Origin of the sequence: Kocuria sp. CPCC 205231 (genome assembly GCF_040980965.1) — a bacterium.
GTDB classification, from domain to species: Bacteria; Actinomycetota; Actinomycetes; order Actinomycetales; family Micrococcaceae; genus Kocuria; species Kocuria rosea.
This window is the reverse complement of record NZ_JAVKPP010000004.1, coordinates 89,509-111,056: the sequence shown is the minus strand read 5'-3', so window position 1 is coordinate 111,056 and position 21,548 is coordinate 89,509. Positions and strand designations below refer to the sequence as shown.

16 protein-coding genes and 1 pseudogene are annotated in these 21,548 nt (G+C 68.1%); 12 read left to right on the top strand and 5 right to left on the bottom strand.

What is annotated here, in order from left to right; genetic code table 11:
* Positions 1–451 precede the first annotated feature (451 nt).
* The 6 genes from RF640_RS05205 to glmS all read left to right on the top strand — a co-directional run bounded on the left by RF640_RS05205 (position 452) and on the right by glmS (position 9,794).
* Positions 452–778 carry a hypothetical protein gene (locus RF640_RS05205; protein WP_368826958.1) on the top strand — a complete coding sequence of 109 codons (327 nt, stop codon included), beginning with the start codon at positions 452–454 and terminating at the stop codon, positions 776–778.
* 2 nt (positions 779–780) lie between these two features.
* Complete coding sequence (locus RF640_RS05200; RefSeq protein WP_368826956.1) at positions 781–2,121, top strand: glycosyltransferase; 1,341 nt, start codon at positions 781–783, stop codon at positions 2,119–2,121.
* Positions 2,114–3,916 carry a polysaccharide deacetylase family protein gene (locus tag RF640_RS05195; RefSeq protein ID WP_368826954.1) on the top strand — a complete coding sequence of 601 codons (1,803 nt, stop codon included), beginning with the start codon at positions 2,114–2,116 and terminating at the stop codon, positions 3,914–3,916. The genes RF640_RS05200 and RF640_RS05195 overlap by 8 nt, the downstream gene beginning before the upstream one ends.
* Positions 3,917–4,037: 121 nt before the next feature.
* Positions 4,038–5,762: a polysaccharide deacetylase family protein gene (locus tag RF640_RS05190; protein ID WP_368826952.1), complete on the top strand. Its 1,725-nt coding sequence runs from the start codon at positions 4,038–4,040 to the stop codon at positions 5,760–5,762.
* Positions 5,750–7,453: an endo-1,4-beta-xylanase gene (locus RF640_RS05185; protein WP_368826950.1), complete on the top strand. Its 1,704-nt coding sequence runs from the start codon at positions 5,750–5,752 to the stop codon at positions 7,451–7,453. The genes RF640_RS05190 and RF640_RS05185 overlap by 13 nt, the downstream gene beginning before the upstream one ends.
* 400 nt (positions 7,454–7,853) lie before the next feature.
* Positions 7,854–9,794, top strand: coding sequence for a glutamine--fructose-6-phosphate transaminase (isomerizing) (glmS, locus tag RF640_RS05180; RefSeq protein WP_368826948.1), 1,941 nt, complete (start codon positions 7,854–7,856; stop codon positions 9,792–9,794).
* Positions 9,795–9,820: 26 nt separating this feature from the next.
* Here glmS and RF640_RS05175 read toward each other — a convergent pair.
* Positions 9,821–9,955, bottom strand: a pseudogene (locus RF640_RS05175) (ISL3 family transposase); the annotation flags it as partial.
* A 146-nt stretch (positions 9,956–10,101) separates the two neighbouring features.
* Here RF640_RS05175 and deoC point away from each other — a divergent pair.
* The 3 genes from deoC to RF640_RS05160 all read left to right on the top strand — a co-directional run bounded on the left by deoC (position 10,102) and on the right by RF640_RS05160 (position 11,933).
* Positions 10,102–10,755: a deoxyribose-phosphate aldolase gene (deoC, locus tag RF640_RS05170; RefSeq protein WP_368826946.1), complete on the top strand. Its 654-nt coding sequence runs from the start codon at positions 10,102–10,104 to the stop codon at positions 10,753–10,755.
* 116 nt (positions 10,756–10,871) lie between these two features.
* Positions 10,872–11,312 (top strand): hypothetical protein, encoded by a 441-nt coding sequence (locus RF640_RS05165; RefSeq protein WP_368826944.1) that lies wholly within the window; start codon positions 10,872–10,874, stop codon positions 11,310–11,312.
* A 177-nt stretch (positions 11,313–11,489) separates the two neighbouring features.
* Positions 11,490–11,933, top strand: a complete 444-nt coding sequence (locus RF640_RS05160; RefSeq protein ID WP_368826942.1) for a hypothetical protein — start codon at positions 11,490–11,492, stop codon at positions 11,931–11,933.
* Between the two features lie 123 nt (positions 11,934–12,056).
* On the opposite strand, the gene mfd is transcribed toward RF640_RS05160, so the two are convergent.
* Positions 12,057–15,776, bottom strand: coding sequence for a transcription-repair coupling factor (gene mfd, locus RF640_RS05155; protein ID WP_368826940.1), 3,720 nt, complete (start codon positions 15,774–15,776; stop codon positions 12,057–12,059).
* A 101-nt stretch (positions 15,777–15,877) separates the two neighbouring features.
* Here mfd and RF640_RS05150 point away from each other — a divergent pair, with 101 nt between their 5' ends.
* The 3 genes from RF640_RS05150 to RF640_RS05140 all read left to right on the top strand — a co-directional run bounded on the left by RF640_RS05150 (position 15,878) and on the right by RF640_RS05140 (position 19,053).
* The gene (locus tag RF640_RS05150) at positions 15,878–17,035 is read left to right on the top strand and encodes an RNA-guided endonuclease InsQ/TnpB family protein (protein ID WP_368826938.1); all 1,158 of its coding nucleotides are present in this window, start codon (positions 15,878–15,880) and stop codon (positions 17,033–17,035) included.
* 297 nt (positions 17,036–17,332) lie between these two features.
* Positions 17,333–17,830, top strand: a complete 498-nt coding sequence (locus RF640_RS05145) for a DUF2505 domain-containing protein (protein ID WP_368826936.1) — start codon at positions 17,333–17,335, stop codon at positions 17,828–17,830.
* Positions 17,831–17,979: 149 nt separating this feature from the next.
* Positions 17,980–19,053, top strand: coding sequence for an endonuclease/exonuclease/phosphatase family protein (locus RF640_RS05140; protein ID WP_368826934.1), 1,074 nt, complete (start codon positions 17,980–17,982; stop codon positions 19,051–19,053).
* A 260-nt stretch (positions 19,054–19,313) separates the two neighbouring features.
* Here RF640_RS05140 and RF640_RS05135 read toward each other — a convergent pair whose 3' ends face one another.
* From RF640_RS05135 to RF640_RS05125, 3 genes are all read right to left on the bottom strand, one after another.
* Complete coding sequence (locus tag RF640_RS05135) at positions 19,314–20,021, bottom strand: hypothetical protein (protein ID WP_368826932.1); 708 nt, start codon at positions 20,019–20,021, stop codon at positions 19,314–19,316.
* Positions 20,018–20,596: an aminoacyl-tRNA hydrolase gene (gene pth, locus RF640_RS05130; protein WP_368826930.1), complete on the bottom strand. Its 579-nt coding sequence runs from the start codon at positions 20,594–20,596 to the stop codon at positions 20,018–20,020. The genes RF640_RS05135 and pth overlap by 4 nt, the downstream gene beginning before the upstream one ends.
* 106 nt (positions 20,597–20,702) lie before the next feature.
* Positions 20,703–21,314 (bottom strand): 50S ribosomal protein L25/general stress protein Ctc, encoded by a 612-nt coding sequence (locus RF640_RS05125; protein ID WP_368826928.1) that lies wholly within the window; start codon positions 21,312–21,314, stop codon positions 20,703–20,705.
* Positions 21,315–21,548 lie beyond the last annotated feature (234 nt).

Sequence of the window (21,548 nt, the reverse complement as noted above, 5' to 3'; positions counted from 1 at the left end):
CTACAGGCAAATTCATCGATACGCATGCACTCGGGTTCACTGGCTTTTCCGACATTGACGAAAAGAATTTCGGACGCGATGCGCAACGTGAGCGTGGAGCACGCCGGCTCCTCCGAGAGAGGTGCCGCGGAGTTCCCCGGTGCCGGTTTCGACTCGGACCGGCAAGAGTTCCAGTCGCCGGCCAAGGGGCCGGACATCGGTTCATCGATGACCCCGCTCGGGGGATCAGATTTCTGAAACCGCTCAACGGTATCGAATCCTCGAAGACACATCTGGGAAGTATCGACACCATGGTCCGCGCTACATGCTTTCCGCTCCCTGAACCTGAAGTTCCTTGCGCGCTCCTCGGAGCACAGGGGTCGGCGGAACAGTGCCGCCAGCTCCAGGGCCGCGCCGCAACAAATGACACGCACGTATTAGGGGAGGTTTTTTCATGATGCAGGTTGGGAACGTGGTCACTGTGACCGGGCAGGTGACCTTCGGCCGGGACGCAGCGATGTTCGAGAGCCTGCTCGGTTTCGTGGCTCAGCTGAGTGTGGTGCTCTGGTCCTTGGTGATCCTCACTTTGGTCATCCGCTTCATCGGCGTCACCATGTATCGGCGTGGTGCCGTTCGCACAGGCCGCGCCGGCGCCGTGGCGCCGAGCGAGACCGTTCCGGCCGCCGCCACGAGCACCACGTTCGACGGGATCCGGCAGCCGGCCGGGGTGTCGGCTGCCGCGTCCGCAAAGACCCCGCGCCGCGTCCCCGCGTTGGCCGGCAGTTCCACGGGGTGGTGAGCATGGACATCGCACTGGTGATCTTCTGGCTGTTCGCGGGCGTCAGCATCCTCTACGTCGTGCACTTCGGTCTGTACCTGGTGGGCGCCAACTTCTACGACGTCTGGCAACAGCGGCGGAAGAGCATGTGGGGTGGGGTCCGGCTCCCGAACGCGAGCGAGCCGGAGTGCGCGGCGACGGCCATCTGGAGCCGCTCTGGCCCTCCAGAGGTGCCCGGGCTCATCTCCGTCGTCATCGCCGCTCACAACGAGGAGGCCGTGATCGTCCGGACGCTCGACTCCCTGCGGCGCAGCACCTATCCCTTCTACGAGGTCCTCGTCGCCGACGACGCCTCCACAGACCGCACCGGTCAGCTGGTCCTCGACTACCAGATGCAGCACCCCGACCTGGACCTGCGCATCGTGGAGATGCCCGAGAACGTCGGCAAGGGCGGAGCCCTCAACGCTGCGCTTCGCCAGTACGCTCGCGGCCAGTTCGTCATGACATTCGACGCCGACTCGATCATCGAACCGGACGCCATGATGAATGCCCTGTCCTACTTCGATGACCCGTATGTGGCCGGTGTTGCCGCCAACGTGCAGATCCTGGAAGAGCCGACAGCGCTGGGCATCCTGCAGCGCTTCGAGCACATGATCGGATACCGCTCCAAAAAGCTCTACTCGATGCTCAATTGCGAATTCGTGGTCGGTGGAGTGGCCTCCACCTACCGGATGAGCGTGCTGCGCAAGGTCGACTTCTACGACACGGACACCCTCACCGAGGACATCGGGCTGAGCGCGAAGATCACCAACCTGGGCAACCGACGCTTCCGCATGATCTACGGCGCGGACGTGGTCGCCAAGACCGAGGGGGTCCTCACCTTCCGGGCGCTGGCCAAGCAGCGCTACCGCTGGAAGTACGGAAGCCTCCAGAACCTCATCAAATACCGCGGCCTGGTGCTCAACCCGAGCCGCCGGTACACCCGCACGCTGACCTACTACCGCATGCCGATGGCGCTGCTCAGCGAGTTCACGCTGCTCGTCTCACCCCTCGCCCTGTCGTATGCGGTCTACTGGTCGCTGGCCACGCAGACGGCGGGCCTGGTGATCGGCGCATACGCAACCATCACCGCATACACCCTGCTGACGGTCTGGATGGACGAGAACCTGTCGAGGCGCGAACGCGCCCGGTTGTCGATCTATGCACCGACGGCGTACTTCTTGTTCTACATCATGGACCTGATCCAGCTGACGGCGGCGATCCGCTGCATCGCGAACGCGCAGGGCCTGTTCAAGCGCCCTGAGATCAACACGTGGAAGTCCCCGGAACGGGCCGGCAGTGTGGAGGTGGCCAGTGGTGCGTGAGCGTGGATGGTTCCGCAGGGTGATGTTCAATCCGCTCGTCGTCGTCTCCCTGGTGGCAGCCCTCATCACCAGCGGATGGATGCTGTACACCGCGGGGACGGACGGCATCGCTCAGGCGCGGCCCGGCTCGAACCTGCTCCCCCCGCTCCAACCGACTGCGGAGGGCGCCCCGGCTTCGGGAGTGTCGGCGGCCGCTGAGTCCGCGGTCGACTGGAACATCAGCCGCAGCGGTGACGCCCAGGCTTCGCTGGAGCTGGTCGACGGGCAGGTGCGCGACCAGGCCCAGGCCTTGCAGCTGGACGTCGCCCGGTACGGCTCGGGCGATGTGACGCTGACGAGCCCACGGGTGGAGGTCGAGCCCAACGAGACCTATCTGTTCAAGGCCTTCACCACCAGCAGCACGGACTTCACGCTGCTGGTCCGCCGGCACCACGCCGACGGCAGTGTGACTCTGGAGCAGCTGCCGAACCAGCTCGAGCGGCCGAGCGAGCTCCCGTTCACGGTGAGCGACGCGTTCGACAGCGCGGACACGGTGACCGCGGTGGAGTACGTCTTCCGGGTCGCCTCGAAGGGCACCCTCACGGTCGAGGGCGCGTACCTCGAGGCGGCGGACGACGTCCGGTTGCCGCCCGCCGCGGCGACGGGCCCCAACCTCGTTCCCAACCCCGAGTTCACCGGCCCCCAGCCGGGCGCACCCGACTCATGGTCTCCGTACACCTCCGGAGCGTCGACGGTCGAGTCCGGCCGCGGCCAGGACGAGGACGGCAGCTTCCTCTGGACCCGCATCGCGAACTACCAGGACGGCGAGGCGAAGTGGGAGTACCAGCCGGTCCCGGTGACTCCTGACCAGTACTTCGAGTTCGGGGCGACCTACCGGTCCGAGCGCAAGGCGGACGTCGTGGCGGAGTTCGTGCGCGCCGACGGTGAGCGCGAGTTCCACCACCTGGCGACGGTGCCGCCGGCAGGTGAGTGGACGAGGATCAAGAAGTCCTTCCAGGTTCCCAAGGGTGCGACGACGGCCGTGGTCACCCTGGTCTCGCACGGCAACGGCACCACCGGAGTGCGCGACCACTCGCTGGTCGATGTCACGAAGGAGGGCCCCCTCCGCTGGGACCAGCCCATGGTGTCGATCTCGTTCGACGACGGCTGGCAGTCGATCTACGACCACGCCTTGCCCCTGATGGACGAGCACGGGTTCCGGTCCACCCAGTACGTCAACCCCAGCTCCCTCGAGACCCCGGACTTCATGACGGCCGCCGAGGTGCGGCAGATGCACGAGGCCGGGCACGAGATCGCCGCGCACAGCTACGAGCACGTCGATCTCACCTCGATCGGCGCCGACCGGCTGGAGGAGCAGATGCGGCAGGGTGACGAGATGCTGGAGGAGGCCGGTCTCGGCACCGACAACCTGGCACCCCCGTACGGACGGTCGGACCCCCAGGTCGACTGGCATGCGAGCAAGTACTTCGACATCGTGCGCAGCACGAAGCACGGCATCAACACCCGGCAGAATCTCGACACGCACGATCTCAAGGTCTACTACGTGACCAACGAGACCACGCAGGACGAGCTGGCCGCAGCGCTCGCCGAGACGTCTCGGGCGAACGGCTGGCTGATCCTCGTCTACCACCAGGTCGCGGATCCCGACTCGTCCTGGACTGAGCAGGAGGCGATCCTCGCGGACCGGAACAACATCAGCACCGACGTCTTCGCCGATCAGCTGCGGCTCATCGACGAGAGCGGCATCGAGGTCCAGCCGGTCGCACCAGCGTTCGAGCAGCTCCAGGGCTCGTGATGGCCCCCAACAGTGTGATCCGGCTCTGCCGGCCACCCGGAAGAAACCGGAGAATGCCATGAGCAGAAGCAGGTTCCGCTTCCCACGGTCGGGCGCCAGGCTCGCCGCAGCGGCAGGGGCGGTGCTGGCACTGACCGCGGGGCTGCTGACACCGACGACGGCGCACGCCGCCGTGGCGAACCCGGAGCCTTCGCCGCTGGTGTCCTTCACCTTCGACGACGGCTTCCTCAGCTCCCTCACCGAGGCCGCACCCACGCTGCAGAAGCACGGGCTCACCGGCACGAACTACGTCCCCACGGACTGCGTCGGCATCACCACCGTGCCGAACTCGTGCCGGGCGAATCCCAGCGTCCCGTACATGACCTGGGACCAGATCCAGGAGCTGCAGAACACCTACGGCTGGGAGATCGGCTCGCACACCGCCTCCCACCGGTGCCTGGCGAGCGCCGGCAACGGCTGCCAGGACAACAGGCTGACGCCCGCCGAGATCGATGCGGAACTGGCCGGCAGCAAGTCCGCCCTCGCTGCGCGCGGCATCAACGCGACCGCGTTCGCCCCGCCGTACGGCGACTACGACCAGACGGTCATGGCCACAGCGGCCAAGTACTACAGCTCGATGCGGGGCTTCGCCGACACGGGCAGCAACTACTGGCCGTACAGCGACTACCTGCTGCAGAACGTCCCGGTCCAGGAGGGGGTCACCCCCGTCGAGACCCTGAAGGCGAAGGTCGACGAGGCGATCGCCAACGACACCTGGGTCGTGTTCACCTTCCACGAGATCGCCGCGGATCCGAGCCAGGACCCCGATGCCTTCGAGTACGGGACGGCGGAGCTGGACGAGCTCGCCGCCTACGTGCAGACCAAGGTGGCGGCCGGGGAGATCGAGAACGTCAACGTCTCCGAAGGCCTCGTGTCCGGCACCCCCAACAAGATGCCCAACGCCAGCTTCAACGCGGGCGTCGGCGAGGGGTGGCGGACCGATGCTCCCGCGACCATCACGGCGGATGCCGGCGGCAGCGGCAGCTACCCCGATCCCACGAGGTCGGTGAAGCTCGTGTCAGGTGCGACCCCGTCGCACCTGTTCTCACCCCAGGTCGCCGTCACCCCGGGGACGAACTATCTGTACAAGACCTTCCTCGACGTCTCCTCGCTGACCTCGGGCGAGGTGGCGTTCTACATCGACGAGTACGACGCGGCCGGGAACTGGGTCTCCGGGCAGTACAAGACGCAGGAGAACTCCCGGTGGGTGCAGGAGCTCAACTTCGCCTATACGCCGAGTTCGACGGACGTCGCCGAGGCCAGTCTTCAGGTGATCGTCGAGGGGACCGGGATCACGGCCCATCTGGACAACGTCGAGCTGCTGGCCCTCGGCGCCGAGACCCCGCCACCGCCCGCCGCCAACCTGGTGGCCAACGGCACCTTCGACGCCGGCATCGCCGATGGCTGGAGGACCGACGCCGCGACGGCCGTCGTGGCCGACGACGCCGGCAACGGCTCCCCGGCCAACCCGGTGAACTCGGTGAAGGTGCAGGGGACGGCGGCCAACGTCCACCTGTTCTCGCCGCTGGTCGACGTGACGCCGGGCGACTACCGCATCTCGGCGCACCTCGACATCAGGGATCGCACCACCGGTGACGTCGGCTGGTACATCGACGAGTACGACGCCGACGGCAACTGGATCTCCGGGCAGTGGAAGCTGGCCAGCTCCGACGCGGGCGTCACCGACGTCGACCTGACGTACTCGCCGAGCTCGGCCGACGTCGCGACGGCGAGCCTGCAGGTCTACGTGACCGGGGACACCGAGCTGCTGGCCTACCTCGACGACGTCCGCTGGTGGCGGCCCTGAGGGCCGGGCACACACGGGTCCTGGCCGTGATGGCGTCCGGTCTGCTGCTCGCCGTCGTGGGGTGCTCCCCCAACGATCCGGCGCCCGGGCCCGACGTTGCCGTCGACCTGCTCCAGCAGGACTGGCAGCACGTGCCGGGGGTGACGAACGGCGGCGACGTCCTGGAGGTCTCGTCCACCGCGCGGCGCATCGTCGAGCAGGACGGCGGGGGCGGCCAGCCGAACCCGGCGCTCAACCTGGCCGGAACGCACCTGGTGGCCGAGGGGGACTTCACTCTCAGCGCCTCCTTCTCCGACGTGACCGGCGATGCCTCCTGGGCCATCTACGACAGCCCTCCGGTGATCGCCGACGAGTTCCGGATCCAGCCGGCGGGCCTGCGGCTCACCCTGCGCGGCGACGACCTCGAGATCGAGGTCTTCGACGGTTCGCCGCAGGAGGATGTTAATGAACCCTGGCCGGTGTACGAGGAGCACGTCACGGTCTCGGACCCGGAGGCCACGCTCACGGTGCGCCGGTCCGGGGACACGCTCGAGATCGCGGACGACGGGGACACCGTGTCCTCGCTGCCCTACGGCGGGGTGTTCGAGTCGGGAGAGCTCTGGCTGGGGCTGTCGAGCGAGGACGGCTCCTTCCAGGTCGACTCCCTCACCGCCACCGCGCCGGAAGGGGCACCGCTGGCCGCCGCAGGCCCGGCGGTGGCGCGGGCCGAGCGGTCGGAGGACGGGCTGCAGGCCCTCGCCGACCGGGAACGGCCGGGCTTCAGGATCGGCGCCGCGGTGGCACTGGGGCCGCTGGTCTCGGACTCCGACTACGCGCAGGAGCTCATCGGCAACTTCGGCGCCGTCACGCCGGAGAACGCGATGAAACCCCAGTACCTCTCCCCGCAGCAGGGCGTGTACACCTTCGAGGAGGCCGACGCGATCCTCGCGATCGCCGAGAGCAAGGGCATGGCGGTGCACGGGCACACCATCGCGTTCGGCGAGGCCCTGCCCCGCTGGATGCAGGAGCTCCCGGCCGGCACCGAGGAGGAGCGCCGCGCGAGCGGCGAGGTGCTCCTGGACTACGTCACCACCGTGGTGACGCACTTCAAGGGGCGACTGGACTCGCTCGACGTCGTCAACGAGCCGTTCGACGTCGATCAGGGGACCAGGCTTCAGGAGCACGTCTGGTACCGGGTCTTCGGACCCGACTATCCGGCGGTCGTCTCCAAGGCCGTCCACGCCGCCGATCCCGACGTCAAGCAGTTCATCAACGAGAACGGGGCGGACGTGCCGGGTGACCGCCAGGACGCTCTGCTCGAGCTCGCCCTCGAGACCAACGCTCAGGGCGGTCACATCTACGGCGTCGGCCTCCAGGCCCATGTCTACGATCTCGACACCGACGCCATTCCCGCCGACGACCTCAGCGATACGCTCGATCTCTTCGAGGACGCCGGGTTCCGCGTCCGCATCTCGGAGAACGACGTCACGGACGACCGAGGAACGGAGGCCCAGGCCGAGCAGTACGCCGCAGTGCTGGCCACCTGCCTGCGTTCACGTACCTGCGTCTCGTACACCACCTGGGGCGTGGACGACCGCTACAACTGGTGGATCGACGGCCACGGCAAACTGCGCCAGGGCAACGACTTCCTGTTCGACGACGGGCGCCCGACCCCGGCATACGAGGCCATGAGGCAAGCGCTGGGCGGCTGAGCGCAGGGCTCCAGGCGCACAAGCCGTGCGATCACTGCTGCCGGGGAAGAGAATGCCTCAGCCAGCGAGCAGAATCAGTGCTGCCCTTGGCCTGAGCACAATACAAGCGGGTGTTGGGCCCCTTGTCCAAAAATTCCACCCAGTAATGCCTTCAGTTTTCAGTCCGAGCGAAGGCACTATTCAGTGATGCTTTCCGATCAACAATTCCTGATCCCCCGCGGAGTCGTGCACCTGCACTCGACAACCAAGTTTTTTCCGATACAGATCAACCGGCCCTCCTAATGACGCAGCATTACCAGCAGTGGCGTACTACTTTTCCGTACCGCTGGAGCAACAACATGTATTCGCTCAAGGCACGTCACACTATTTCACAAATACCGGCACCAGTAAGCTCGAGGTCATGTGTGGAATTGTGGGATATGCAGGCCGGAATAACGGCCAGTCATCGTCGGCGCTGAATTCAGCCGCTCCGGCATTCGAGAACGAGCCGTCCGGAGCGCAGCACCGAGCGCTCGACGTCGTCATGGAGGGCCTCCGGCGCCTCGAGTACCGCGGGTACGACTCCGCAGGCGTGGCGGTGATCACCGCCGACGGCATCGAGTCGCGCAAGAAGGCGGGCAAGCTGAGCAACCTCGTGGACGAGCTGACCGCCGACCCGCTGCCGCCCTCACTGACCGGTATCGGCCACACCCGCTGGGCGACCCATGGCGGACCCACCGACCAGAACGCGCACCCCCACCTCGCCGACGACGGGAAGCTCGCACTGATCCACAACGGGATCATCGAGAACTTCGCCGAGCTCAAGGCCGAACTCGCCGGTGAGGGCCTGATCTTTCTCTCGGACACCGACACCGAGGTCGCCGCCGGGCTCGTTGGCCGCCTCTACCGTGCACTCGTCGAGAGCGGCGCCGAGGGCGACCTCCTGACCCTGGCCCTGCAGCAGGCCTGCCAGCGCCTCGAGGGTGCCTTCACCCTGCTCGCCATCCACCGGGACCAGCCCGGCACCGTCGTCGCCGGACGCCGCAACTCCCCGCTCGTGGTCGGACTCGGCGACGGCGAGAACTTCCTCGGCTCGGACGTCTCGGGCTTCATCGACTTCACGCGCCGCGCCGTCGAACTCGGCCAGGACCAGATCGTCACCATCACGCCCGACGACGTCACCATCACCGACTTCTTCGGCGCCCCCGCCGAGGGCACAGAGTTCCACGTCAGCTGGGACGCCGCCGCGGCCGAGAAGGGCGGCTTCGACTCCTTCATGGAGAAGGAGATCCACGATCAGCCGGATGCCGTCGCCCAGACACTTCTCGGGCGGTCCGACGTCTCGGGCGACCTCGTCCTCGACGAGCTCCGCATCGACGAGTCGATCCTGCGCTCCGTCGACAAGATCGTGGTGCTCGCCTGCGGAACCTCTGCGTACGCCGGACAGGTCGCCAAGTACGCCATTGAGCACTGGTGCCGGATCCCCACCGAGGTGGAGCTCTCCCACGAGTTCCGCTACCGGGATCCGATCGTAAACGAGAAGACCCTCGTGGTCGCCGTCTCGCAGTCCGGCGAGACCATGGACACGCTCATGGCCGTCCGGTACGCCCGAGAGCAGGGGGCCAAGGTCGTGGCGATCTGCAACACCAACGGCTCCACGATCCCCCGCGAATCGGACGCCGTGCTCTACACGCACGCCGGCCCCGAGATCGCCGTCGCCTCGACCAAGGCGTTCCTAGCCCAGATCACCGCGGCCTACCTCCTGGGCCTCTACCTCGCCCAGCTGCGCGGCAACAAGTGCCGAGACGAGATCTCCGGCGTGCTCGCGGACCTCTCGGAGATCCCCGCCACCATCCAGGTCATCCTCGACGACGCCGAGAAGATCAAGCAGCTCGGTGCGGACATGTCGGACGCGAAGTCCGTACTCTTTCTCGGACGCCATGTGGGCTTCCCGGTGGCCATGGAGGGAGCGCTCAAGCTCAAGGAGCTCGCCTACATTCACGCCGAGGGCTTCGCCGCAGGTGAACTCAAGCACGGCCCGATCGCGCTCATCGAGGCGGGACAGCCCGTCGTGGTGGTCATGCCGTCACCGAATGCACGGGATTCCCTGCACGCCAAGGTGCTCTCCAACATCCAGGAGATCCGCGCGCGCGGTGCCGTGACGATCGTCATCGCAGAGGAGGGCGACACCTCGATCGACACCTGCTCGGAGCATGTCTTCTACGTTCCAGCGTCCCCGGCGCTCCTCGCACCGCTGCTCACCACGGTCCCACTGCAGATCTTCGCCCTCGCCCTCGCCAGCGCCAAGGGCTACGACGTGGACCAGCCGCGCAACCTGGCGAAGTCGGTCACGGTCGAGTAGTCCCGTCCCGGTGCCTTCGCCATGGGCTCGGAGGCCCTGGACATGTCCTGGCGTCGCACGTGTGCGCAACCGGTGTACCGGCAGCGGCGGAGCATGATCGGCGGTGTCCTGGGACGCCATGCCAGTGGCTCGTGCGTCAGTTGCCGCACCACCCTGTCTCTCGGCGCGTCTGGGCACCCGCAGCGTGGCACCGCTGGCCCGCCTCGACGCCTTCCGCGCGGGCATTGCCCGCGGGGTCAGAGCCACAACTTCAAGGACTCCGTGGGTAGGCTGGGCGCGACCCGCCCGCTCTGTCGAAAGGCCTCCCGTGACCACCCCCCAGCTCGCCTCCTACGTCGACCACACCCTGCTCAAGCCGGAGGCGTCCCGTGAGCAGATCGCCACCCTGTGCGCTGAGGCCAGGCAGTACGGGTTCGCCTCGGTGTGCACCAACCCGCTGTGGACGCCGTTCGTGCGGGAGCAGCTCGCGGGCAGCGACGTGCTGACCTGCGCCGTGGTCGGCTTCCCGCTGGGCGCGTCCGCCACGGAGGTCAAGGCGTTCGAGACCGCCACGGCCGTGTTCGCCGGGGCCGACGAGATCGACATGGTCATCGACATCGCCGCCGCCCGCGCCGGCGAGCGCGAGCGGGTCGAGACGGACGTGCGCGCCGTCGCCGAGGCCGCCCACCAGGGCGGGGCCCGGCTCAAGGTGATCATCGAGACGTGCCTGCTGACCGACGAGCAGAAGGTCCTGGCCTGCGAGGCCGCCGTGGCCGCCGGCACAGACTATGTGAAGACCTCCACGGGCTTCTCGACCGCCGGGGCCACCGTGGCGGACGTGCGGCTGATGCGCGCAACGGTGGGTCCGGACATCGGCGTCAAGGCCTCCGGCGGGATCCGCACCCGCGAGGACGCCCTTGCGATGATCGAGGCCGGCGCCTCCCGGATCGGCGCCAGCAGCGGTCCCGCCCTCCTCGGCTGAGCCCGCCGCGCCCTCCACCGGGCACCGCCGCGGGCCGCGCCCGAACGACTAGACTGGCCCCGAACGCCCTGCGGCCGCCGTGGCCGGCCGCTCCCACCGTCAGAAGGATTGGATCCATGGCCAACCGAGCCCAGTCGTCCACCAGCACCGCTGCGGACGCGACGCCCAGCGGCCGCAGCGGCGGCGCCACCGTCCGCTCCCACTCGGGCCAGGGACGCACGGTCAACAACCTGGTCTTCCTCGTCCTGTGCATGGCGATCATGATCGGCAGCTTCATCGCCTTCGCCAGCTACCCGAACAGCCCGCTGATCTGGATCGTCGGCCTGGGCCTCTACGCCCTGGCACTGCTGATCCCCGTGGGCATCCTGCAGAACAGCACCGCGAAGAAGGCCGAGGGCGGGCGCACCATCCTCATGCACGTCCCGCCGAGCACGGAGGTCGCCGGCGAGCCGACCACCGCGGCGGCCTTCCCGGACCCACCCCGCAACATCGGCACCCGGGACGCCGAGGTCCGTGCCGAGCACAAGAACGACACCCTGGGCAAGGCGACCCAGTAGACCGTCCCGCACGACGACGCACGGCCCCCTCCCGCACCCGCGGCAGGGGGCCGTCGGCGTTGCGGACGAGGCGGTCGCGCGGAGCATCCGGGCGTCGGTCGGTGCGACTAGACTGGCCGGGAATGCTTCGCGGCCGCCCGTGACCGGCCGCCTCCCACCGCCAGAAGGGTTAGATCCATGGCCAACAGAGCCCAGTCCTCCACCAGCGCCTCGGCGGACGCGTCGACCGGCCGCAGCGGCGGCGCCACCGTGCGCTCGCACTCCGGCCAGGGACGCACGGTCAACAACTTCGTGTTCCTCGTCCTGTGCATGGCCATCATGATCGGCAGCTTCATCGCCTTCGCCAGCTACCCCAACAGCCCGCTGATCTGGATCCTCGGCCTGGGCCTCTACGCCCTGGCGCTGCTCATCCCGGTGGGCATCCTGCAGAACAGCACCGCCAAGAAGGCCTTCGGCGGCCGCACGGTCCTCATGGACGTCCCCTCGACCACCGAGGTCCCCGAGATGGGGCGGGGCCGCACCGCCGCCGCGTTCGACGACGGCCCCCGCGACGCCCGCGAGCGCGACGCCAAGACCGCGGCCGTCCACCACGGCGACAAGTACGGCAAGAACGTCGAGTAGGGCCGCGCCGGGTCCGACGACGACGGGCCCGACCACGGATCGCACGGAAAAGGTCCCCTCCCACCGCGGGAGGGGACCTTTTCCGTGCCCGGTGGCCCGGACGGCGGCCGCCGCACCGACGGATCAGGCCGTGGCCGGCTCCTTCGCGAAGACCGCCTCGACCACACCGCGGGCCCAGGCGAGCACCGCGCCGTCCACGAGGTCCTTGCCGCCGATCCGCTCGGTCTTGGGCTTGGGGATGAGCACCTGGAAGGTGTCGGTGCCGGGCACCGCTTTGACCTGCGCGCCCGGGTAGAGGCGGGTGAGCCGCATCTGCCGGGACTCGGGGAGGTCCGCCGGGGCGAAGCGGACCACGTTGCCCTGGGCCGCGACGTCGGTGAGGCCGGCGGCGCGGGCGGTCACCCGGAAGCGGGCGACCTCGAGCAGGTTCTGCACGGGCTCGGGCACGTCGCCGTAGCGGTCCACCAGCTCGTCGGCGACCTCCTGGATCGCCTCCGCCGTGGCGGCGTTGGCGAGGTTGCGGTAGGCCTCCAGGCGCAGCCGCTCCCCCGGGACGTAGTCGTGCGGCAGGTAGGCGTTGACCGGCAGCTCGATCTTCATCTCGGTGGGCCGCTCGTCCTCCTCGCCGCGGTACTCGGCGACGGCCTCGCCGACCAGGCGCAGGTACATGTCGAAGCCCACCCCGGCGATGTGCCCGGACTGCTCCCCGCCCAGCAGATTGCCGGCGCCGCGGATCTCGAGGTCCTTGACGGCCAGCTGCATGCCGGCGCCGAGCTCGTTGTGGGCGGCGACGGCCTTGAGCCGCTCCAGAGCCGTCTCGGAGAGCGGCTTCTCCGCCTGGTACAGGAAGTAGGCGTAGGCCCGTTCCCGGCCGCGGCCCACGCGCCCGCGCAGCTGGTGGAGCTGCGAGAGCCCGTAGCGGTCCGCGCCGTCGACGATCAGGGTGTTGGCGTTGGCGATGTCCAGGCCGGTCTCCACGATGGTGGTGCACACCAGGACGTCGAACTTCTTCTCCCAGAAGTCCACGATGATCTGCTCGAGCCGGGACTCGGACATCTGGCCGTGCGCCACGGCGATCCGCGCCTCGGGCACGAGCTCGGCGATCTCCTTGGCCTTGCGCTCGATCGAGGACACCCGGTTGTGGATGTAGAACACCTGGCCCTCGCGCATGAGCTCGCGCCGCACGGCCGCGGAGACCTGCTTGTCGGTGTAGGCGCCCACGTAGGTGAGCACGGGGTGGCGCTCCTCCGGCGGGGTGGCGAGGGTGGAGGTCTCGCGGATGCCGGTCAGCGACATCTCGAGGGTGCGCGGGATCGGGGTCGCGGACATCGCCAGGACGTCCACGTTGGTGCGCATCGCCTTGAGCTTCTCCTTGTGCTCCACGCCGAAGCGCTGCTCCTCGTCGATCACCACCAGTCCCAGGTCCTTGAACTGGACCTCCTTGGACAGCAGCCGGTGCGTGCCGATCACCACGTCGATCGTCCCGTCCTTGAGCCCGGCGAGCGTCTCCTTGGTCTCCTTGGCGGTCTGGAACCGGGAGAGGGCGGCCAGGCGCACCGGGAAGCCGGAGAAGCGCTCGGTGAACGTCTCGGCGTGCTGCTGGGCCAGCAGCGTGGTGGGCACGAGCACGGCGACCTGCTTGCCGTCCTGCACGGCCTTGAACGCCGCGCGCACCGCCACCTCGGTCTTGCCGTAGCCCACGTCCCCGGAGATCAGCCGGTCCATGGGGACCTCCCGCTCCATGTCCGCCTTGACCTCGTCGATGGTGGTCAGCTGGTCCGGCGTCTCGATGTAGGGGAACGCCTCCTCGAGCTCGCGCTGCCACGGAGTGTCCTCCGCGAAGGCGTGCCCGCGGGAGGCCATCCGCGCCGAGTACAGGCGGATCAGCTCGTTGGCGATGTCCCGGACGGCCTTCTTGGCGGCGCGCTTGGTCTTGTTCCAGTCCGTCCCGCCCATCTTGGACAGGGTGGGGGTCTCGCCGCCCACGTAGTTGGTGACCTGGTCCAGCTGGTCGGTGGGCACGAACAGGCGGTCCCGCGGGCCGTTGCGCTTGGAGGGGGCGTACTCGAGGACCAGGTACTCGCGCACGGGCTTGGGCTGGCCGGGCTTGATCATCGCCCCGGCGATGGGCCGCTGGATGAGCTCCACGAACTGGCCGATGCCGTGCTGCTCGTGCACCACGAAGTCGCCCTGGCTCAGCGCCAGGGGGTCCACGGCGTTGCGCTTGCGCCGCACCGGCAGCTTGCGCATGTCCTTGGTGGTGTAGGGGCTGGCCTTGCCCAGCAGGTCCGCCTCGGTGAGCAGCACGATCCGCGGCCCGTCCAGGGCGAAGCCCTTGCCCGCCACGGCGGTGGTGAGCTCCACGATCCCGGGCTGCGGCTGCTCGGCGAGGGTCTCGCGGCGGGCGGCGGGGATCCCGGCCTCGTGCAGCAGCTCCGCGATCCGGGCCAGCGGACCGGGCCCCTCCGTGACGGCGACGACGCGCCAGCCGTCCGACACCCGCCCCTGCAGGAACTCGAGCATCGCCTCGACGTCCCCGTGGAAGCCCAGCGGGTCCCGGGCGGCCACGGTGAGGGTGTCGGCGTCCGAGTCGATGAGGGCGATGTCCTCCGCGGCGGTGTCCGCGACCACGTCCTGACCGGCCACCGCGTTGACGTTGAGCGCGGTGACGGCCCACCAGCCGAGACCGGTGTCCAGCGCGGTGGCCCGGGCCTCGGCGAGGGTCTGGAAGGACCCGGAGGCCAGGGTGCGGCCCTCGCCGTCGTCGTTCCGGACGACGTGCTCGGCAGAGGTGATGTCGATGGGCGCGGACTGCCCGTCCGAGGCGGAGTCCCACGCGGCGAGGAGGAACTCCTCGTTGGTGGCCACGAGGTCGTGGGCGCGGGTGCGGACCTTCTCCGGCTCCATGACCGCCACGAGGGAGCCGGGCGGGAGCAGGGACAGCATGGGCACCAGGCCGTCCACCAGCAGCGGTGCGAGGGACTCCATGCCCTCCACGTAGATGCCGCCGGCGATCCGCTCGAGCATGGACTCCGCGCCGGGCAGGGAGTTCCTGAGCTTCGCGGCCCGGGACATCACGGACGGGGTGATGAGCACCTCGCGGCACGGCGGGGCCACGAGCCGCTCCGGGTGGTCCCCGGTGGTCAGGGTGCGCTGGTCGGCCACAGCGAACCAGCGCAGCTCGTCCACCTCGTCCCCGAAGAACTCGATCCGCACCGGGTGGTCCTCGACCGGCGAGAACACGTCGATGATCCCGCCGCGCACGGCAAACTCCCCCCGCCGGGTGACCATGTCCACCCGGGCGTACGCGGCCTCGGCGAGGGAGGTCACGGCGGCGTCGAAGTCGAGCTCCTCACCCCGGGCGAAGCGCACCGGGGCCATGTCCCCCAGGCCTTCGACGACGGGCTGCAGCACGGAGCGGACCGGGGCCGTGACCACCCGCAGCGGGCGCTCGGCGTCCTTGCCGGCCAGCCGGCGCAGCACGTCCAGTCGGCGGCCCACCGTGTCCGAGCGGGGCGAGAGCCGCTCGTGCGGCAGGGTCTCCCACGCCGGGAACTCCGCGACCTCCTCGGCCGGCAGGTACGCGCCCAGGGCGGCGGCGAGGTCCTCGGACTCGCGGCCGGTCGCGGTGACGGCCAGCAGCACCGGGGCGCGGGAGCCGGCCGGGGCGGGTGCGTCGTCGAGGGCGCCGCGCAGCTGGGCCGTGAGCACCGCGCGCATCCCGTCCGGGGCGCTGATCACGGTCTCGGCGCTGCGCTCCCCCGGCGGCAGGCCGGCCTGGGTGCGGAGATTGGCGAAGGAACGCTCCGCCCCGAGGGCGGCGAGCAGTCCGGACAAATTCATCTGATAGCTAGGCGCAACTACTCCACCATCCACAGTGGAGGGTGTGCACCTTCTCCCTTCGCATAGGTGGATTTGGCAATATAGTGCGGAAGAATATGAGCATGGTCGGGTCGATGACGAAGCGGACGTACAAGTATCGCTTCTATCCCACCGCTGAGCAGGCGAGCTTTCTGATGAGAACGTTTGGGTGCGTGCGCGTGGTCTACAACAAGGCACTGGAGGAACGCACTCGCGCTTGGGCAACTGAGCGCAAGACCCTTGACTACGCAGACACCTCCGCGCTGCTCACGCAGTGGAAGAGGACCGAAGAGTACAAGTGGCTTAGTGAAGTGTCCAGCGTGCCGCTCCAGCAGACGCTTCGACATCTTCAGAAAGCATTCATGGGATTCTGGGCCAAGCGCACCGGATACCCGAAGTACAAATCCCGCCGAGCATCTCGGCATTCGGCGGAGTACACAGCGAGCGCTTTTCGGTGGTGCAACGGGGAACTGACGTTGGCAAAGATGTCCGACCCTCTTAACATCGTATGGTCTCGGCCCTTGCCCGAGCATGCAGTCCCGTCCACCGTAACGGTGTCCCGCGATCGAGCTGGGAGGTGGCACGTCTGTCTTCTCACTGCGACTACAGTTGCACCTTTTCCTGAGGCCCGGTCCGCTGTCGGGGTGGACATGGGCCTCAGATCTTTCGCGGTCCTGTCTACTGGGGAAAAAATCGCCAATCCTCGCCATACTTGCAAGGAATCCGCCCGTCTCGCCCGCGTCCGACGCGACATGGCTCGACGACAGAAGGGCTCGGCAAACCACGAAAAAACCCGCCTCAAGGTTGCCCGCATCGAAGCGCGCATCGCGGACCGGCGGCGTGATTTTCTTCATAACGTGTCCACGAGATTGATCCGTGAGAACCAAACGGTCGTTATCGAGGACTTGCCCACCGCCGCGATGTCCGCAGCAGGTGGGCGACGCAAAGCCGGGCTCAATCGAGGAATCCGCGACGCCTCGTGGACCGAGTTCCGGTCGATGTTGGAGTACAAGGCACGCTGGTACGGACGGAATGTGGTCGTCATCGATCGGTGGTTTCCGTCCACGCAACTGTGTTCGGCATGCGGCACGGCAGCAGGCCGCATGCCTTTGAACGTCCGCTTCTGGACATGTAAGTGCGGTGCTACTCACGACAGAGACATCAACGCTGCACGCAATATTCTGGCCGCCGGGCTGGCGGTTGCAGTCTGTGGAGACGGGAGAAGTCTCGCCCACGCTTAGCGTGAACGAGCGCCTGTCCGTGAAGCAGAAACCCTCGGGGAGTGATCCTCGGGAGTCCCCACCTTCAATGGTGGTGACCGATGTCAAGGGTGAGCAGTCTCCTGGGACGCTGAGTGGGGTGCTGGTGGAGCACAGAGGCTGTCGGAGCCAACGTTCGCGGGTCCCAGCTTACTCCCGGGCCCCGACAGGGACCCGTGCGGAGCCCACAGCGCAGGCCACAGCTCGGGCTGCGGGCGCCCGCCTACCATGGGAGCACGCAACCGCCCCTGCCGATCAGCCGCTACCGAGGAGTCCTCCATGGCCGTCACCGCCTCCACCACCGTCCCCGCTCCCCTCGACCAGGTCGTGGTGACCTTCACCGACGAGGAGTTCATCCGGCACGTGACCCACCGCGCCGGGGCCACCCTGGACTCGGTGGAGGTCGCCGGGGACGTGGAGGCGCAGTTCGCCGTGACCACGGTGCGGACCATGGCCGCGGACCGGCTGCCGGAGATGGCCCGGAAGTTCGTGGGCTCATCGGTGCAGCTCACCCAGGTGGACACCTACCACACCCCGGACGTGGACGGGATCCGGATCGTGCGCACCGAGATCTCCGTGGGCGCGCTGCCGGTCTCGGGCTCCGCCACCCAGACCCTCACCCCGCAGGGCGGGTCCACCGATGTGCACGTGCACTGTGTGGTCAAGGCCAACATCCCGTTCGTGGGCAAGATGGTCGCCGAAGCCGCCGAGCCGTTCATCGGCAAGGCCCTGTCCCTGCAGTCGCAGGAGGCCGAGGCCTGGCTCGCGAAACGCTGAGGCGCGCTGTCGTTTCTGCATTCGACCGTTCTCCCTCGGAAAGGGGTGCGCTCGTGCGCATCCATCACCAACCGAGACTGCACAGTCCATCGGACGCGCAACAACAACTCGGGTACGACCTCGGACCACTACCAGAGTAGGTGCCCTGCATGCCCAAGCGGCGACGACGTAGTCTGATCGGGGCCGGCGGACGGGCCGCCCTCTGGCTCGTCGTAGCGACGGGGCTGGCTATGGCCTTCGTTCTTGTGGCGCCGCATAATCTGGGCCTGTGGGACAAATACCCCATCGTTCAGTTGGAAGCACTGCAACTCGGCTGGATCATCGCACTGTTTCTGCTCATCTGCATGGTTGCCGTTGCACTATGGCACAGCCGCCATCAGAAAGATGCCCTGAGACGGACGCTGCAAGTCGTGGCGTTCTTGATGATCGCCGTAGCGCTGACAGAGTTCGTGCTGTTCACCCGAGCCGGTGGCGCTATGCCGGCGCACCTGGCGACGGTGCCTGCCGAGGAGAAGGACATCACTGTGCTGTCCTTCAATGCTTTCAATTCGGATGCCGACGAAATCGTCGAGGCTGCCGAGGCAACAGAGGCAAACGTCCTCTTGCTGGTCGAGGTGGAACCCAAGGTGGCCGCTCAGGTCGCTGAGTTGTGGCGTATGCAAGGCACGTCGAATCAACTGTTCTCAGGCAGCGATACCCATGACGTCGACACGGATGGAACCGCAATCATTACCTCTGATCAGTTGGGGCGCTACCGTCAAGTTCCCGGCCCCGCATTGACGTTGGGTTCTGTTTCTGTCGCCCCTGTGGGTGAATCCGCAATCCGGAGTGGCGACTCATCGTTCACTCCACCGAGACTGAGCGTGGTGCACCCGCCGCCACCCGTACCGGATAAGTACTCTTCCACCACCTGGAGGCGGCAGCTGGACCTTGCGGTTCAAACTTGCCGTCCAGGAGAAGGAACGATCGTCGGCGGGGACTTCAATGCTTCCACGGCTCACGTTTCTCTGCTGGCCGACCAGAGTTGCCACGACGCCGGCAAATACCTCGGACGCGGCGCCGTCGGCACATGGCCCACATCGGTTCCCGCGCCTCTGGGAGCCAGCATCGATCACCAGATTATCGATACACGGCACTGGGAACCGGTCGGCATTCGATTCGTGGACATCGGCGAATCCGATCACCGGGCCCTGGCGGTCTCATACCGGAATGTCGATACGTGATACGAGGAGCGCTCTGCCAGGTGCACACCGATCTCGGCGCAGACGGAGCGATGGCAGAGTGGCCCGTCGCGAGCCGATGTTCACCATCACCTCAACACAGGTGTCCGCAGGGCGCTGCTCAGAAGGCGTGCTGGCCATGCTGCTGCGCGGGCGGCGCGAGGCCGGACCTCGTTCTGCACCCTCGTCGAGAATCACCTCGGCTCTCTGCCGCTGCACTCGCCACGCCTGAGGCATCGGCGCATCCTGGGTGCGGTCGCGCTCTACAGAGGCGTCCCGCGCAACCGCATCGCACGGACCAGGAGCAGTGTCATGGTCAGCAGCTTCACCGTGATCCGCACCATTGCAGCCACCTCGCCCCAGGGACCGCCGAACAGACCGGGACGGACGGCGCCCACCAGGACGTAGCCCACGGCGACGAGTACAAAGGGCACCACGGTGGCCAGCAGCGCCCAGGACTCGGTGCGCGCGCGAGCTCCGCTCCGGCGGTGCAGGTGGATCAGCCCACCCAACAGCACGAGTCCGGACACCGCCCAGAACAGCAGTCCGCCGAGCTCCTGGGCAGTGGTCGCGCGCAGCCAGGGCAGCAGCCGGTCCAGGGCCAGGCGGGAGCCCACCCGCTCGTGGATCCGGAGGAGGTCGTCGGCGATCAGCAGCAGGAAGACGCCGCCCCACGCGGCGAGCACCCGGTGCGCCGAGTCCCACAGGCCTCGGCGAAGAAGAAGGACCGCGGCGGCGCCGAGCTGGAGCAGCCCGAAGAACTCCATCAAAGAGCCGTCGATCCCGCCGTTCCACAGGGCGCCCGTGCGGAAGAGTCGGAACCAGCTGCCGTCCGGGTCCAGGACGAAGCCGCTGCGGTGGAGGACGTGCGCGGTCAGCAGCAGGGCGTTGACCACCATGACCCCACCGGCGATGCGCACGGGCCGGGACGCTGCGGTCTCACGCTTCCACAGCACCCGGGCGGGAATCACCGCGCGTGGAACTTCTGCTGCGCCTCGAGCAGGCCGTTCTCCACGAGGTGCTCCACCGCGTCGGCGGCGTCGTCGAGCAGGAAAGGCAGCTCCTTCCCTTCCGTGGATGAGAAGGGCTTGAGCACGTAGGAGGCGGCGTCCATCCGGCCCGGCGGACGGCCCACACCCACGCGCACCCGGTAGTAGTCCTTGGTGGAGAGAGCCTTGGACATGTCCCGCAGGCCGTTGTGCCCACCCTCTCCCCCGCCGATCTTCAGCTTGAGCGCGGCGAAGGGGATGTCGATCTCGTCGTGCACGGCGATCACCCGATCCGCGGGGATGCCGTAGAACTTGGCGAGGCCGGCCACGGGCCCGCCGGAGGTGTTCATGTAGGTCATGGGCTTGGCCAGCACCACCCGCGGCCCGCCCGGGCGCAGCCGGGACTCCAGGACCTGGGCCCGGGTCTTGTTCACCTTGAACGTCCCGCCGAGCCGGGAGGCGAGTTCGTCGAGGACCATCTGCCCCACGTTGTGCCGGGTCCGGGCGTACTCGGGCCCGGGGTTGCCCAGTCCCACGACCAGCCATGCGTCGGACATCGGTGCCTCCATCGAAGTGGTGAAGAGTGCGGTCATGCGAAGTGCGGGGCGGCTCGCAAGCCGCCCCGCACTTCGAGGATCACGTGGATCGGGTGAGCGGTGAGGCTCAGGCCTCGTTCTCGGGAACGACGTCGCCCTCGGGGGCCTCGGTCTCGCCCTCGGTGTCGCCGAGGTCCTGGGCCTGGGGCTCGGAGACGTTGATGACCAGCAGCTCCGGGTCGGAGACCATGGCCACGCCCTCGGGCAGCCGCACGTCGGCGGCGTAGACGTGGTCGCCCACGCCGTGGCCGTCGAGGTTGATGGTGACGGAGTCGGGCACGTTCAGGGCGTCGGCCTCGACGGTGAGGGTGTTCTCCTCGACGTTGTGCACGGCGGTCGGGTCGACCTCGCCGATGACGTGGACGGGGATCTCGACCTCGACCTTCTCGCCGCGGCGCACGGCAAGGAGGTCGATGTGCAGGATCTCCGGGCGCGTGGCGTGGCGCTGGATGTCCTTGACCATGACCAGCTGGGTGCTGCCCTCGACGTCGAGCTCGAGCACGGCGTTGGAGTGGCGCACGGCGAGCATGGTCTCGTGGCCGGGGATGATCACGTGCTGCGGCTCGGCGCCGTGGCCGTAGACGACCGCGGGGATCTGGTCGTTGTTGCGGATGCGGCGGGCGTAGCCCTTGCCGAAGTCGCTGCGCGTGGTGGCCGGGATGCGGATGGTGTCAGCCATGGGAACTCCTCGAAGTCGGGTCTGTCGTCTGAATGGCCAGGCGATACCGGCCGCAGACCCTCCCCCGTCTTCTGGACTCCGGGCGACGCGCCTCGCGGGACGCCGCGCCGGTGGGGGCGGGAACGTTCAACCAGCCGTCGTCGATCACGGGACCCGCAGGGGTCCCCTCGCCTTGGCAACCGCACAAGGCTAGCACGGCCCACGGAACCCGACGGGCCCGGACGGATGGAAGGG

What these genes read in the sequence shown, in the direction of transcription:
- RF640_RS05200 (WP_368826956.1), top strand. Translation starts at nt 781, where the DNA reads ATGGACATCGCACTGGTGATCTTCTGGCTGTTCGCGGGCGTCAGCATC.
- glmS (WP_368826948.1), top strand. Translation starts at nt 7,854, where the DNA reads ATGTGTGGAATTGTGGGATATGCAGGCCGGAATAACGGCCAGTCATCG.
- RF640_RS05165 (WP_368826944.1), top strand. Translation starts at nt 10,872, where the DNA reads ATGGCCAACCGAGCCCAGTCGTCCACCAGCACCGCTGCGGACGCGACG.
- RF640_RS05160 (WP_368826942.1), top strand. Translation starts at nt 11,490, where the DNA reads ATGGCCAACAGAGCCCAGTCCTCCACCAGCGCCTCGGCGGACGCGTCG.
- mfd (WP_368826940.1), bottom strand. Translation starts at nt 15,776, where the DNA reads ATGAATTTGTCCGGACTGCTCGCCGCCCTCGGGGCGGAGCGTTCCTTC.
- RF640_RS05150 (WP_368826938.1), top strand. Translation starts at nt 15,878, where the DNA reads ATGGTCGGGTCGATGACGAAGCGGACGTACAAGTATCGCTTCTATCCC.
- RF640_RS05145 (WP_368826936.1), top strand. Translation starts at nt 17,333, where the DNA reads ATGGCCGTCACCGCCTCCACCACCGTCCCCGCTCCCCTCGACCAGGTC.
- RF640_RS05140 (WP_368826934.1), top strand. Translation starts at nt 17,980, where the DNA reads ATGCCCAAGCGGCGACGACGTAGTCTGATCGGGGCCGGCGGACGGGCC.
- pth (WP_368826930.1), bottom strand. Translation starts at nt 20,596, where the DNA reads ATGTCCGACGCATGGCTGGTCGTGGGACTGGGCAACCCCGGGCCCGAG.
- RF640_RS05125 (WP_368826928.1), bottom strand. Translation starts at nt 21,314, where the DNA reads ATGGCTGACACCATCCGCATCCCGGCCACCACGCGCAGCGACTTCGGC.